This is a genomic window from Thalassotalea sp. HSM 43, assembly GCF_004752005.1.
Classification (GTDB): domain Bacteria; phylum Pseudomonadota; class Gammaproteobacteria; order Enterobacterales; family Alteromonadaceae; genus Thalassotalea_A.
In genome coordinates this window covers 1,740,869-1,755,794 of record NZ_CP038493.1, presented here as the reverse complement: position 1 = coordinate 1,755,794, position 14,926 = coordinate 1,740,869, and the positions used below count along the sequence as shown (strand labels likewise).

12 protein-coding genes are annotated in these 14,926 nt (G+C 43.2%); 6 read left to right on the top strand and 6 right to left on the bottom strand.

The genetic code is table 11. The features are described 5' to 3' along the window. The first annotated feature begins 1 nt into the window (after position 1). From E2K93_RS07515 to E2K93_RS07505, 3 genes are all read left to right on the top strand, one after another. Positions 2–1,531, top strand: a complete 1,530-nt coding sequence (locus E2K93_RS07515) for a sulfatase (RefSeq protein ID WP_228445546.1) — start codon at positions 2–4, stop codon at positions 1,529–1,531. 36 nt (positions 1,532–1,567) lie between these two features. Continuing rightward, positions 1,568–2,299: a GDSL-type esterase/lipase family protein gene (locus E2K93_RS07510; protein ID WP_135438505.1), complete on the top strand. Its 732-nt coding sequence runs from the start codon at positions 1,568–1,570 to the stop codon at positions 2,297–2,299. Between the two features lie 93 nt (positions 2,300–2,392). Next, entirely contained in the window at positions 2,393–3,337 is a 945-nt protein-coding gene (locus E2K93_RS07505; RefSeq protein ID WP_228445545.1) for a family 43 glycosylhydrolase, read from the top strand. Positions 3,338–3,439: 102 nt separating this feature from the next. Here E2K93_RS07505 and E2K93_RS07500 read toward each other — a convergent pair whose 3' ends face one another. From E2K93_RS07500 to E2K93_RS07475, 6 genes are all read right to left on the bottom strand, one after another. Further along, positions 3,440–4,549, bottom strand: coding sequence for a lactonase family protein (locus tag E2K93_RS07500; RefSeq protein WP_189637885.1), 1,110 nt, complete (start codon positions 4,547–4,549; stop codon positions 3,440–3,442). A 108-nt stretch (positions 4,550–4,657) separates the two neighbouring features. Then, the gene (locus E2K93_RS07495; protein WP_135438502.1) at positions 4,658–4,951 is read right to left on the bottom strand and encodes an EF-hand domain-containing protein; all 294 of its coding nucleotides are present in this window, start codon (positions 4,949–4,951) and stop codon (positions 4,658–4,660) included. A gap of 96 nt (positions 4,952–5,047) precedes the next feature. Then, complete coding sequence (locus E2K93_RS07490) at positions 5,048–8,329, bottom strand: glycoside hydrolase family 2 TIM barrel-domain containing protein (protein ID WP_189637884.1); 3,282 nt, start codon at positions 8,327–8,329, stop codon at positions 5,048–5,050. Beyond that, positions 8,322–9,752 (bottom strand): right-handed parallel beta-helix repeat-containing protein, encoded by a 1,431-nt coding sequence (locus tag E2K93_RS07485; protein WP_135438500.1) that lies wholly within the window; start codon positions 9,750–9,752, stop codon positions 8,322–8,324. Before E2K93_RS07485 ends, E2K93_RS07490 begins: the two co-directional genes overlap by 8 nt. Beyond that, positions 9,749–10,597 (bottom strand): alpha/beta hydrolase, encoded by an 849-nt coding sequence (locus E2K93_RS07480; RefSeq protein WP_135438499.1) that lies wholly within the window; start codon positions 10,595–10,597, stop codon positions 9,749–9,751. The genes E2K93_RS07485 and E2K93_RS07480 overlap by 4 nt, the downstream gene beginning before the upstream one ends. Continuing rightward, positions 10,594–12,204, bottom strand: coding sequence for a sulfatase (locus E2K93_RS07475; protein WP_135438498.1), 1,611 nt, complete (start codon positions 12,202–12,204; stop codon positions 10,594–10,596). Before E2K93_RS07475 ends, E2K93_RS07480 begins: the two co-directional genes overlap by 4 nt. Positions 12,205–12,534: 330 nt before the next feature. Between E2K93_RS07475 and E2K93_RS07470 the strand changes: the two genes are divergently transcribed. From E2K93_RS07470 to E2K93_RS07460, 3 genes are all read left to right on the top strand, one after another. Beyond that, positions 12,535–13,290 (top strand): SDR family NAD(P)-dependent oxidoreductase, encoded by a 756-nt coding sequence (locus E2K93_RS07470; protein WP_135438497.1) that lies wholly within the window; start codon positions 12,535–12,537, stop codon positions 13,288–13,290. Continuing rightward, a complete protein-coding gene (locus E2K93_RS07465; protein ID WP_135438496.1) occupies positions 13,287–14,222 on the top strand; it encodes a 2-dehydro-3-deoxygalactonokinase in 936 nt (311 codons plus the stop codon). The genes E2K93_RS07470 and E2K93_RS07465 overlap by 4 nt, the downstream gene beginning before the upstream one ends. Before the next feature lie 82 nt (positions 14,223–14,304). Next, positions 14,305–14,922 (top strand): 2-dehydro-3-deoxy-6-phosphogalactonate aldolase, encoded by a 618-nt coding sequence (locus E2K93_RS07460; RefSeq protein WP_135438495.1) that lies wholly within the window; start codon positions 14,305–14,307, stop codon positions 14,920–14,922. Positions 14,923–14,926: the final 4 nt, after the last annotated feature.

Sequence of the window (14,926 nt, the reverse complement as noted above, 5' to 3'; positions counted from 1 at the left end):
CGTGAACAAATTAGTATCTATAGCAACCTTGCTTGTCGCCCTTGTGGGCATGACAGCGCCAAGTATCGGCGCTGATAAAACGCAAAACGCTAACAAACCAAATATTGTTTTTATCGCCGTTGATGATATGAACGATTGGGTTGGCTATATGGGGGGACACCCTCAAGCAAATACGCCAAATATTGACACGCTGGCGAATCAAGGTGTGGCTTTTATGAATGCGCAAACCGTATCCCCGGGTTGTTCGCCGAGTCGCAATGCTTTGTTATACGGTGTTGAACCATATAATTCAGGTTTATACCCATTTTATGAGCATGATATTCATAAACAGTTGCATGAAAAATACACCAGTTTGCCGCAGTTTTTAAAAGAAAACGGTTATAAAACGTATGGCGCAGGTAAAATTCATCACGGTCCTGAATATAGCGATTTAGAATGGACCGGTTACTTAGACGCCGAGCGTTTTAGTAAAACCTATGTTAAAGGCAAAGGCTTTAAATTCAATTCAAAGTCATCTTACCGAGCAACAAGCAACCCACTTGAAGAAATGTTCGACCATCAAGTCGCGTCTTACGGCATTGATGTCATCAACCAAACGCACGATGAACCGTATTTTGCCGCTATTGGATTGGTTAAGCCACACCTACCTTTTGACTGCCCCGTCGAGTTTTACGATGCGCAACCTGAACAGGTTGAACCCCCCGCAATTCTTGCCAATGATTTAAATGATATTGGTAAAGAAGCGAATAGTATGCGCCGTGTTGGTGAAGATAAAAAGTTTACGCAGGGTAATAAATGGAATGATGTAAGACGAGCATATCTCGCCTGTATCTCGTGGGTAGATTACAACGTTGGTCGTATAATGGATGCAGTGAATAATAGCCCAGATGCAGACAACACCGTTGTTATTTTATGGTCTGATCACGGCTACCACTTAGGTGAGAAAAAGACGTTTAAAAAATTCACCTTATGGGAAGAAGCGTCACGCGTACCATTTATTATTCATGATTTGCGCCAAGAAAAAAAGCAAGGTCGTAAGGTAGAGCAAGCAGTAACGCTTATTAATGTCTATAAAACCATCGCCGATTTGGCCGATTTAACGCCACCTAAACATGTTGATGGATTTAGTTTAGTGCCACAGTTAAACGACCCTGCCACACCGGTTGCACAACCGGCAATTTCCACTTGGGGCCGTGGTAATTATTCGGTGCGAACCAAAGACTGGCGCTTAATTAAGTATTTTAATGGCGATCTAGAGCTTTATAACAATAGAGTGGATCAAAACGAATGGAACAACCTTGCCTATAACGAAAAGTATCAAGATAAGTTAGATGAGCTACTAGCCAAACTTCCTAAAACTGAAGCGCCTATTATCGAACAATACATTTCATCTTGGAGTTTATTTGGTGCAGATAAACAACGCTTGAAAAAGGCCAGCGCTGAAATGTCTAATAAAGACAAAAAAGCGAACAAGAAAGCCAAAAAGCAAGCGAGAAAAGAGGCGAAGAAAAACGCTCAACAAAGCAACTAATGTGCACTAAACGACGTTAACTAAAAAAGGTCATAAATGAAGCCACTTATAATTGCATTTTGCTATTTGTTGGCAGCCAATAGTGTCTTTGCCCTGCAAAGCGAACAACCTATGTCGGTTAAGCCATTAATGCAAACGGTCGAGTGGGCGCAATCGTGGTGGCTGCCGAGACACCAAGAAAAGTTGACATTGAAGCAGCAAATGTCGTCGGTAGATTTGGTGTTTCTTGGCGATTCCATCACTCACGGTTTTGAGACCAAGGGACAACACGTTTGGCGACAATATTACCAACCACGAAACGCTTTGAACTTAGGCTTCAGTGGCGATCGCACAGAACACGTTTTGTGGCGACTTGAGCATGGCGCTGTCGATGACATCTCGCCAAAATTGGTGGTGTTAATGATCGGAACCAATAACACTGGTCACCGACAGGCCAAACCGGAAAAAACCGCTTTGGGTATTCAGGCCATTTTGACCCAACTTGCGCAGCGATTACCCAATACCAAGGTGTTGTTGTTGGCCATTTTCCCTCGCGGTGTCAATGCGGATGATCCGTTAAGACAGATCAATGCAGGGGTAAATGAAATCATTAAATCGTATGATGATGGCGAGCGTGTGCATTATTTAGATATCAACCATATCTTTCTAGATGAGCAAGGAATTTTACATCGCGATGTGATGACAGACTTATTGCATCCTAATAAACCGCAATACAAACGTTGGGCACAAGCCATTGAGCCTGCCGTAATAAAATTAATGGCGAACTAGGGAGGCCGTTAGGCGATGATATCGAACTACATAATACCAGTTGCTGTAATGAACATTTTACATTGGGTTGTGGCATATGATTCGGCTCAGCATATGGCACATAGAACAATGAGTAACACCCATGTCGCGAAGCCATTTCAGTTTCAAGGTAACCCGCTTATTCGTCATGTTTTCAGTGCTGATCCATCCGCACGAGTGTTCGACGACACCATGTATGTATACACGTCTCATGATCGAGACGATACCAACTCTAACGCACATTTTGATATGACGGATTGGCACGTGTTTTCTAGCAAGGACTTAATCAATTGGCTGGATCATGGGCCATTTTACAGCCTCAACGATATTTCTTGGGCTACTCATCAAGCATGGGCACCAGATGCCATCAAGCGCAATGGGCGATACTATTTTTACTATCCAGTTGAGCAATCGAAAATAGGTGTCGCGGTGAGCGAGTCACCTACTTATGGCTTTCATGATCCGCTCGGTAAACCCTTGATTGATAATACAGGCAACGAAGAGGTTGTCGGGTCAGAACCTATAGATCCCGCCATTTTGATTGACGATGACGGCCAAGCATACCTGTATTTCGGTTGTCGTCAACCTAAGGTTGTTAAGTTAAAAGATAACATGATAGAGCTTACAGGCGACATTGAACCCGTGCAGATCAATGGAATTGACCAATTTAGTGAGACATCTGGTGGTGGTTGGTATGGTGAAGCTCCATGGGTGTTCAAACGTGGTGATTTGTATTACTACATGTATTCCAATGGGTGGCAACAGGACACCACCTTGGTTTACGGCATAGGGAAAAGTCCGTTGGGGCCATTTACCTATATGGGCGAAGTGATGAGCCCTGTAGGAGCAGGAACGAGTCATGGCTCAATCACTCAATTTAATGGTGAGTGGTATGTATTCTATCATTCACGCTTGCTCTCCAAACAAGCGAAACAACGCTCAGTGCACATGGATAAAATCCATTTCGATGAACACGGAAAAATCATCCGCTTAACATATCAAGCCCCTATTTTGCCGTGACCTTGTTAACTTAGCTATAGCGCCTGAGGTACCTGATATAGGCACGGTAATGACTGCAGCCTTTATACAAACAGCTAAACTGTTGCTTGACGCAGATGATATCTACCGAGTTGATAATGGCAAGGAGTGAGTTTCTAGCCAAATGGGATTATGACCGGTTTTGTATTGCTGTAATCGTGTTAGATGGCCGGTGCTTTTATTGACGCGATAAACGCCCAAGGTGGCATTTTTTTGCCCTGCGACAAACACAAAGTCGCCATGATCACTTAATGTGAACGAGCGAGGAAAGTGCTCGGTAGCAAAGCGTTTAATGAAACTTAGTTGACCGTCACTGTCACTAACTTTATACAGTGCAATATGATCTTGCACGCCGGCTTGATCACGACTGGATATATACAAAAATTTTGCATCACGTGATAAGTGCAAATCGGCATTGGTGATTCGGGCGCTGGTATCATCACTGTTGGTTAGCGTTTGTACTAAGCTCAATTGATTGGTGACAGGGTCTTGTTGCCAAACCGCAACGCCAGGTTTGATTCTCTCTTGCGTTGTATAGGCAATATTAAGGTGTGGGTGCAATACAAGGTGACGTGGTTGCCTTGCTCCTTTGTTGGCACTCAAAGCAGGCGATATTGGTGATAACTTGCCCGTGCTCTGATCAAACGCCAATTGAAATATTTTGTTCGGGCCGGTGGCAGGTACATATAACATCTGATTATCTTCGCTAAAGCGCACTGCATGTACCTTTTTCGCTAGGGGCAGTTGTTCGATAAGCTGACCTGTAAACACTCCCTGCTGGAGCTTCCAAATAGAAACGTAGCCTTTCCCATACGATGCACCGGCAATATATTGACCGCTATTATCCGTGTTGAGCTCTGTTGTTCTCGCTGAAATTGGGGCGCTATTTAGTTGTGTTAATCGGCCATCAATGGCGACGCTAAAAGTCACTATGGCAAATTGTTTGGTGGTGCCTTTTGCGTTGCTATCGGACGACGCTATGGCATAAAGAAACTGTTTATCAGGTGAAAAAGTAAATACCGATAGACCGCTCAGGCGAAGCGTTTGAATTACCGTTAGTGCGCCAGTTTCAGCGTCTATATTTTGCACGGTAATGGTATTGCCAGAAGACAGGTAAAGCATTTCTTGTGCTTCGGCGGTAATGTTGCTCAGCACACTCAGGAATAGACTCAGTAAAAGCGGGTTTATTGACATTGATTTGCGCGGCTTATGATTATAGAGCATTAAATAGTAGCTGGCATAGTGGCTAACGTATCATCGTTAACGCAGTCTATACCAGCGAAATTATTGTTGCTTAGTCGCTTATTTTTTACCTTTTTTATGGGCTGCAGCAAACTCTTCTAACGAGATTTTCTTATCGTTATTTTTGTCCAATTTCTTTAGTTTTTTATTGCTGCGTTTAACTTGTTCGCTTTCACTTAAATTCGCTTTAGTCATCCAATCGCGAGTGGTGCCACGAAATTCATCGCTGTTTAAGTAACCACTAGAGTCGGCATCCAGTTGCGCGAATCGCTCTTGCAAATACGGCGAAACGGCATCGCCTGCAATAGCATTAAGCGAACAAAAGGTAAGTGTTGTCAGTAGTAATTTTTTCATCTCATTTCCTTTCTTTATTGTTGTTCTATCTTTGTTTCTTTCATAAACGAGTGTTTAAAAAATGGCAGTAAAGTTTACTGCCATTGTCTTGACGAGTTATTTTAACTCGTTGTGAGTACCTATTTTCATCGCCAGCTCTGCTTCATAAGCCGGAGCTTTGTCAATCGGTGTTAGAGTAAACGAGTAACGGTAGTCTTGAGGTTTTAGCTGGTATTTCTGCCACGCAGATGCCCCCCAACTGTTGTCACCACCGACACCTGTTTGTTTAAAGTCGACGTTTACATTAACCAAATCTCGTTTAACGATGTCAGTATAATGACGCTGTGCTTTTTCAAGTCCTGGATCAAAGTCGCTTTGTGGTTGGTGATGGGCGCTGAAATCAAAATTAGGTAAACCTGATATTTTCAGACCTATACCGTCTTTATTGGTTAAAGTTGCCCAGCGAATATCACTGCGGTTACCGTTTTCTTGTGGGCGAATGTAAGCAAACGCCAAGTCTTTTACTTCCCCTTGGTATATACCAACAAACGCCGAGTTCTTGCGATCCCAGTAGTTTTCATGTGGTCCACGACCGTAATAGGTAACTTGATCAAACTCCACAGGCATCTGAAAATTTGAGCCGATGCGAGGAATTTCGCTGTATTTATTACGCTTGCCTTTTTTACCGTTTGGCTTATTAAACTCAACTTTCGCTTTAGCATTACCGCTAAAACCGAAATCAACATCGACTTTGACTTCACCAAGACCATTGATAGTGTAGCTATACGTGACCATTGATTCAGCATCCGAGAGACTTACCACCTGCTCTAATACCGCTTCATTTGCGGTGCTTGAGACAAGTTTAATGCCCTGGCCTTGCTGATTATCATTGGCTGTTTTCCACACCTGTGCGCGGTGTACCAGATTCTGTTTTCCACCACCAAAGTCATTATCTGTTGGTGCACGCCATAAATTAAACTTCAATGGTTGTTGCAGCAACTCGGTGCCGTTTACTTTGTAAGACGTCAAGTAACCGTTTTTATTAAACAACAGGTTAGCATCACCAGCAGATACCTGCGTTAACTCTGCTTGCTGATTAACGCTCACTTCGCCGCTAGCGCCGCTAACAAATTCATTTATGTCGCCTTGTTGCAGCATGATTTGCTCGCTAGCTAGCAGGTGGCCTTGGTCGATAAGTGGGTGCTTACCTTTAGCTGTGGCATAAAAGTTTATAAAATACTCTTTACCAACCGTTAATCCTGACAGCTCGTTAGCGAGGCTAAATGCCACCTTGCTTTGTGCCGGGGCAACGACATCAATATTGCCGGTTTTAACGACAACACCGTCTTCGATTAGGCGCCATTCAAGCTCTGTATCCGAGGAGTCGGTAAAGAACTTTTCGTTAAATAATTCAAACGTACCTTGGCCAAGACTGATAAAGTGCAGCTCTTGATAAATCTTTTTCACTTCAAACAATGCCGGATGAGGGGTTCGGTCCGGATTGACTAAGCCGTTTAATACAAAGTTACCATCGTTATGGACTCCTTCGGGTTCAAAGTCGCCACCGTAAGCCCAAAATTCATTGCCGTTTTGGTCTTTTTTAAGCAGACCCTGGTCCATCCAATCCCAAATAAAGCCGCCTTGTAATTGGCGCTCTGCTCGTACAAAGTCCCAATATTCCTTAAAGTTACCGTTCGAGTTCCCCATTGCATGCGAGTATTCAACCCAAAAGAATGGACGTTCAGGATACTTACCTAAGTATTCTTTTTTGATTTTAGGAACCTGTTTATACATCCAAGTAACGGCGTCTTGATGCGGACGGGTGTTTTTGTTGTATTTTGATTGCTGTTCGGCACGCTCATATATGGTTAAGCGCGAATCATCGCGTTGTTTTAACCAATCATAGGCTTTGACATAGTTGATACCATCACCAGCCTCGTTACCCATAGACCAGAAAGTAATCGAAGGGTGGTTTTTATCACGTTCAACCATTCGTTCAATGCGATCTAAGTGCATACCTTCAAATTCAGGCTTGTTGGCTGGTGTATCGGTTGGTTTGTAATGGAAACCGTGAGATTCGATATTGGCTTCATCGACAATGTATAAGCCGTAAGTATCTGCTAAATGGTAAAAATATGGATCATTTGGATAGTGTGCGGTACGCACCGCGTTAAAGTTGTTTTCTTTAAGCAACTTTACGTCAGCGAGCATGGCTTCACGGCTAACCACGTGACCAGTGCGTTCATCGTGCTCGTGGCGGTTAACGCCTTTAAGTAAAATCGCCTTACCGTTAACCAAGAACTGGCCGTCTTTTAATTCGACGGTTTTAAAACCGATTTGCTCACCTATGTATTGCGTTTCGGTATCATTATCATAATGGGCGGCAATGGTTAGCTGGTACAAGTTAGGTGTCTCAGCCGACCATGGCGCAACATCTGCAATGTTAATCTGGCTGCTTACCGAGTCTTGCTGACCTGCTAAGACAATCACAGATTCGGTTTTACTGGCCACTTGTTTACCGTTGGCGTCGGTTAATTGAATATCCAACTTAACGGTTTGCGCAAATTCATCTTTATTACTGATATCAATCGTCAGATCAAGAATACCGTCTTTATAGTCGTTCGATAACGTGCTTTTAGCAAAGAAATCGCGCACATGAGTATTTGGTGCGGTATGCAGATACACGTCACGCTCAATACCACTAACTCGCCAGAAATCTTGATCTTCTAAGTAGCTACCGTCGGTATGGCGAATAACCTTAGCCGCCAATATATTATCGCCGTCTTTCAAATACTTGGTGATATTAAATTCAGCGGCGGTTTTACTACCTTCACTGTAACCAACCTCTTCACCATTGATGTATAAATAAAAACCGGAATTTACACCACCAAAGTGAATAAATACTTGCTGACCGTCCCAGTTATCAGGCACCGTAAATGTGGTGCGATAAGCGCCCGTTGGATTATCATCGGCTGGCACAAATGGCGGGTTTTTTGGGAAAGGGTACTCAATATTGGTATAAATTGGGTAGTCATAGCCGTGCATTTGCCAGTTACTAGGTACCGGTATTTCGCTCCAGGCACTGATATCAAAATCGCTTTTATAAAAGTCTGCTGGAACCTCATTCGGATTTGCCGACCAGTGGAACTTCCAGTTACCGTTCAGTAATTTGTAATAAGGTGATGAGGGGTAGTCATCACTAGCAACCTTTGCGGCATCGTCGTAAACAACAAACGTAGCACGAGGTTGTTCGGTGTTGACTTTATAAACACTTAAGTCTTGCCAATAAACAGGGGCTTCTTTGGCACTGGCTGTTACGGCTTGGGCGGCTTGCTCGCCATTACAGCCGGCGGCTAATAAACTAGCCAGAATCGCCACAGCAATTTTATTTTTATTCATAGTTGTTATTCTCATCTAATTTTTGCTGCGCTAAACGCATTAATTGTGGTAAATCGAAATCGTTTGATGCAGCGACGGTATTACCTGTCGCGTCAAAATTGGCCACCGTTTTAGAAAAGTGGTTTTTCTTAAACAGCACATCTTTAATATCTTTGAGCTTTATTTGCAGCTCATCTTCAAAGTAAATTTGATTATTTTCAAACAAAGTATTGATTGGCCAAGGGCCACCCCAGTTATCCATTTCCACTAGCGTGTTATCTACTTTATCGCCTTTTTTAGGAATAATAATCAAATTGTCATAAATTTGTGTATCTTCAATTGGCCCGGTTAAATGAAATGTTGGTGAAAACATACCTTTAAAGGTCGGGTAAGGGCGAATACCATCATTAACGCTAACATTACCGCGCACTATGGTGCGCAGAGTGCCAATATTAATGTCTTGTTTGTATTTATTGCCGTTGTTGCATACCAATAAAAAACCGCCGTAATTATCATGGCTGTAGTTATGCTGAATAATGGTGCCAACGGAGTTCCAATCTGCGTCAAAGCCTTGCCCATCCCATTTGGCTTTATGGCCACTGACTTCATTGTATTGCACTAAGGTGTTGTCGGCACTCCAAGGCCAAATGCCTGCCGCCGCATCACCTTCGGGTAAAGTGTCAGGAAAATCTCTGAGTATATTGCCTTCAATTAAGGCGCCATCGGTCCCGACGACAACGATGCCATCGCCAGGGACTTTTTCAATGAGGTTACCACGAATGATCACCCCTAAACTTGGGAACCATTTTTTACGATTGGCGTAGCCTTTAAAACCTATGCCATTACGAGCACTGTTATGAATGTAATTATTGGTCAGCTGTAAATCGATAAAACGAGATTGTGTTTCATCGCCGGTGCTTCTAACTAAGATTCCGTGACCACCACCTTGCTTCTTTTTGAGTACACCATTGATGTGACCGATTATTAGTTTGTTCAACACAATGCCGTGCAATTCACCAATATTATTGGCTTCAATGGTCACGCCGGTGCGACGTGGTTGTGGTTGCTTACCTAAATTGGTAATAAACAGGTTATTTACTTGCCAATATTCGATGTTTTTCAGTAATAAGGTATGTTGTTTCCAACCTTGGCCGTGAATTTTAGGCTTAGCGCCTTTGCCGTATGAATCGATGATGATTGGCTTATTTTTTTCGCCATTACCTTTTGGCTCTAATGCGCCGGTAAATACGCTACCAGATTTAAACAGTACTTTATCACCGGCTTTAAATGTTTGCTGGTTGACTTTATAAATGCTTTTCCATGCCTTGTTTTTTTGCGTACCACTGTTGTTGTCGTTACCTTTGTGTGAGTCGACGTAATAGGTTTCGGCAAGTGCAAATTGGCTTGTTAAAGCAAACAGCATCGTCAGTAATATTATTCTCATTGTATAAAACCTTGTTTGACCAAAAACGCGTCCATTGCTAACAGCGTTTCCTGATATTTTGCGTCGTTAAAAAAACCATGTGGCTGGTTTTCATAAACGATTAGTTCAAATTCTCGACCCGACTGTTGCATGCGTTTTTGATATCGGTAAACCGAACTCAATTTGATTGCGGTGTCTTTTTCACCAAATAGCCCTAAGGTAGGTGGCGTCTCTTGGCTGATGTTATGTAACGGTGAAAACTGCTGCCAATAGTCTTTGACTCGATCATGACCATAGCCGCCGGGGCCGTTATCAAACACAGGATTAAATAACACCAATGCTTGGGGTCGATAGCTGATGCTCATATCGTCCTGTTTATCTTCAATGCTTGTGGTTGTTCCTGTGGCAGCGGCAAGCTGTCCACCGGCTGAGCCACCGCCTGCTGCAATTTTGTTCGGGTTAATGCCCAACTGATGAGCATGACCTCTGATCCAGCGCATCGCCGACTTAGCATCTTGCAACGCGTGCATTGGGGTTGCTTGGTGTACTTTCTTGACGCGATATTCGACGCTAATTGCCACCATGCCGCGTTCGGCTAAATGTTTGGCTTGCCGAAAAAAATGCGATGGCGCCCCACCATTCCAGCCACCACCGTGAAAGAAAACCATAGCCGGTGTTTGATCGTTGTTGCTATGTCCCTTAGGGTTGAAAATATGCAGCTTTAGGTGATACTCGCCAACACTTTTGTATGCAACGATATGATCAGCAGTCAGTGTGGGTTGTGCGCCCATACTGTTTGCAGTCACACTGATAAACAGCAATACACTGGCAAGAGCGGTGATATACATGGGTTTTATTGAGTTCATTTATTTGCCGCTGCTATTGCAAGCGCTTGTGTGGTGAGCCCTTGCATTCTTTGGGTTGGCATTTCAGGTCGCAATACATTGCCTGTTGCGTCAACAGGGTATTGTGCGCCCTCTTGTTGCAGTTGGTTGATCATCAATGTCATCATTGCCGTCAGTTTATCAGGCTCTGATTCGGCTAAATCATGACTCTCTGATACGTCCTTCGCTAAGTTATAAAGCTGATAGCGTTTAACGTTGTTTTTCTGTAGCGGATTGTACTGATATATCAGCTTCCAATCGCCATTAATTAAGCTGGTGAAATATGAGTGGCGATGCTTATGTGGAAAATGCATGAGAAAGCGATTATCTCGATGATTGTTATACCGGCCGGCCAATTGTGCGTTTAGTTCAAAGCCATCAATGATGTGTTGCTCTGGGTTGCTTAGCCCAGTTGCGGATAATATTGTTGGATATATATCGAGAACCGTCGCAACCTGCTCATTTAGCTGATTATTGGCTATGGTAAATTGCTGCTGTTGCGGATTGTTATGGTCAATGCCAGCCCAAGAGATAATCAGTGGCGCGCGCATGCCACCTTCCCAGCTAGTACCTTTTTTACCCCGCAGCGGTGAAGAACTGGCTATGGCATTATTACCTCCTAGCGGTGCATCACTGCCGTTGTCACCTAAAAAGATGATTAAGGTTTCTTTGTCTACGCCAAGTTCTTTCAAAGTACTAATCACATCGCCTAATGATTTGTCCATACCCTCAACTAACGATGCGTATGCTTTGGCTTTATCGTTGTAATGAGCCGACTGATAGTTGTTGATAAAACGTGGGTCGCTGTTAAAAGGGGCATGCACCGCATAATGTGACAAGTACAATAAAAATGGTTTCTGTGCGGCAACTGCTTGGCGTATTTGCCTATTGGCTTCAAGAGTCAATGCTTCGGTTAGAAACACATCATCATCGTAGTACTTTTGTAAATGTGGAATGTTGTGAGTCAGCGGTTGCCCTGTTTGTTGATATTTTTCATGGTTGCCATAGTGATCTCTGCCGTAATAGCTTTTCGGTCGCCCCCAAGCAGCGCCTGCAATATTGATGTCAAAGCCCAACTTACTTGGATCTGCGCCATCGCTGTTTAACGGACCGAAGTGGCCTTTGCCAATATGAATGGTTTGATAACCCGCTTGTGTTAATAATTGTGCAAAGGATACTGATTGCTGATTAAGCCCCTGCCAGTTCCAAGCTGTTGGACCAAATGAGCCGCGATTATTCTCGCTTGGGTTAATCCAGGTTGTTGTATGATGACGAGCCGCATTCTGACCCGTTAGCAGTGAAGCTCGGGTTGGCGAGCAAACACTTTGTGCATAAAATTGACTAAACCTGACACCTTGCTCTGCTAATTGCGCCATATTAGGCGTCCGATACCATTCATTGAGCGGCAATTTTTCCGTCATGGGCTTTTTGCCAAGCATTGCCACTGAGGTATCCATCACGCCCATATCGTCGACCACAAAGACGACAACATTCGGCCGTTCTGGGGCAGTCGATGTCACCTCAAGATGACCGCAACTTGGCATAAAAGCGGCTAAAGCGAGAGCAGATAAAATTAGTAGATACTTCATTTAGTATTCGTCATTTATTGCCTGTTTATTTGCGCGCTACGCTTTTGTAAAGGAGCAGGCTAAGACAGGGCATTGTTATTGTTCAAATGCATTTATACTATTTATATCATAATTAACTTTAAGGGAAAACTTAATTTATTATCTATCTATTACTAACGATCTATCGAGATAACTTATATTGTTAGATTCTTTTTTAAACAATGACTTATTAATGACTGTATGTAAGCGATTACAACTTGATAAAGCACCGCCATAAAATATGCATTGTCAAAAGGTGATAAACATGTGACAGTTAGTTGAATAATAATAACTACAGTATTGGGGTGTGGTATGTCGTATACGACAAAATATCCAAAGCTGGAGGGCAAAGTTGTTTTTATTACTGGCGGTGCTAGTGGTATTGGTGCTGAATTGGTAAAGGCATTTTGTCTGCAGGGTTGTCGAGTAGCGTTTATCGATATTGATGCGCATGCGGGCAATACTTTGCAACAGCAATATAGCGAACAAAGTTGGTTTAAAAAGGTTGATGTAAGCGATATTGCAGCGCTTGAATCTGCTATCCAAGATGCTGCTGAATACTATACAGGCATCGATATATTACTGAATAACGTTGCCAATGATACTCGTCATTCACCGGAAGACATTACCCCGGAACAGTGGCAACAATGCTTGCAAGTTAATTTAACGCCAGCGTTATTCTCTTCAAAAGCTGCGTACCGATATATGCGCCAGCGTGGTGGTGGCAGTATCATCAACTTTAGCTCAATCAACGCCTTAGTGGGCTTTCCTGAAATGGCTGGTTATATTTCTGCGAAAGCGGGTTTGTTAGGTATGACCAAAGCTTTGGCCAAAGATTTTGGTGGCAATAATGTTCGCGTCAACGCTATTGTCCCAGGTTGGGTTGCAACGGAGCGTCAACTCAATGACTGGCTAACTGAAGAAGTCGAACAAAAGTGGATGGAAACCATGGCGTTAAAACGCCGGATTTTACCTGAAGATGTGGCTAATTTAGCGCTATTTTTGGCATCAGATGACAGCTCAATGATTACCGGTCAAAGCATGGTCGTCGATGGTGGTAAAACATGATCGAAAGCCAATACTTAATTGCAATCGATTGGGGCACGAGTCGATTAAGAGCGTATTTGTGTTCTCGCAACGAGTCTGAAATGCAACATGTTGCGACTTTAGAAGGTAAGGGCACACAAAAGTGTGTGGGCCAGTTCGAGCAAGAGTTATTTAATGTCATTAGCCCGTGGCTTAATGAGTTTGGTGATATGCCTATCATTATGGCGGGGCAAATTGGTTCGAGCATTGGCTGGCATGAAGCACAATATATGGCCTGCCCATTAACGCCGCAAGATATCGCCACAGGTTGCTTGAATTTTCAAAGCCGCGATCAAGATATATACATCGTTCCTGGCGCAAGTTGTCAATTTGCTGATGGCAGCTTTGACGTCATGCGCAGTGAAGAGCTGCAAATTCTCGGTTGGTTAAAGGCCAACCCTCAATATCAATTGGGCAGTCATGTCCTATGTTTACCAGGCACGCATACAAAGTGGGTGCGCATTGAAGATGGCCAAATACTCTATTTTCGTACCGCCATGACCGGCGAGTTATTCGATTTGTTGTCGAATCAAAGTATGTTGCTTGAGCATGAAGTTACTGGTGAAAGTGATGAACATTTCTTGCTTGGTATTGAGCAAATTTTGCATAATCCCGAAAGCAGTCTAACCCATGAGTTGTTTTTGGTTCGTTCCAAGCAGTTACTTCACGAGCTGTCGCCACAGCAGGCAAAGTCCTTTCTATCAGGCATGTTGATAGGCGCAGATATCCGTGCAGCACAACAAGATCCTTTGTGGCAATTTTCGCAATTAAGTGATGTGCATCTTATTGGCGCGCCTGAATTAAGCGAACAATTTGCTAAAGGTCTGACTCTGATCGATATCCAAACAAGTATTATGGATGCTAAACAAGCGTCGTTGTCTGGTTTTGCCTCAATTGAAAGAAATATTCAATAAAGCGAACGAATACTGCCTCCATACCCTTTAAATTTAATCCTATTTATATTATAAATAGCTATGTTAATGAAAGGAGAAAGAGATGTTGTCTTCGTCGGCACTGCCAGCAGTTGCTATTTTAAGAGGCTTACAACCTGAGCATGCTGAAACCATAGGCTTAGCACTTTATGATGCGGGATTCCGTGCCATAGAAGTACCTCTCAATCGAGAAAATGCCTTTGTCAGTATATCCATTTTACAGCAGAAACTTCCCAGTGATTGCTTATTAGGTGCTGGCACGGTAACGGCTGTTGAGCAGTTACAGCAGCTTAGCGAAATGCAACTTGACTTGGCTATATCTCCTCATTTAGACAGTGACTTACTTCAATCCGCTTTAGATAAAAACTTATTGCCGATGCCTGGTATGTTTACGCCAAGCGAAGCATTTCGAGCATATCAACTAGGGGCTAAATGGTTAAAGCTGTTTCCAGCAGATAGTTTGGGTGTTAGTCATTTTCGAGCAATGAAAAGTGTCTTGCCAACAGATTGCAAGATTGTTGCCGTGGGTGGTATTGACGCGAGTAATTTACAGAGCTGGTTTGATGCCGGAATTGATGCCGTTGGTTTGGGCTCGTGCTTGTTTTCTGAGCATGATAGCGTGTTTCAATTTAGACAAAAATTAGAAAACCTTATGATCGCATTTAGTGCGTTAGAAAAATAATAAA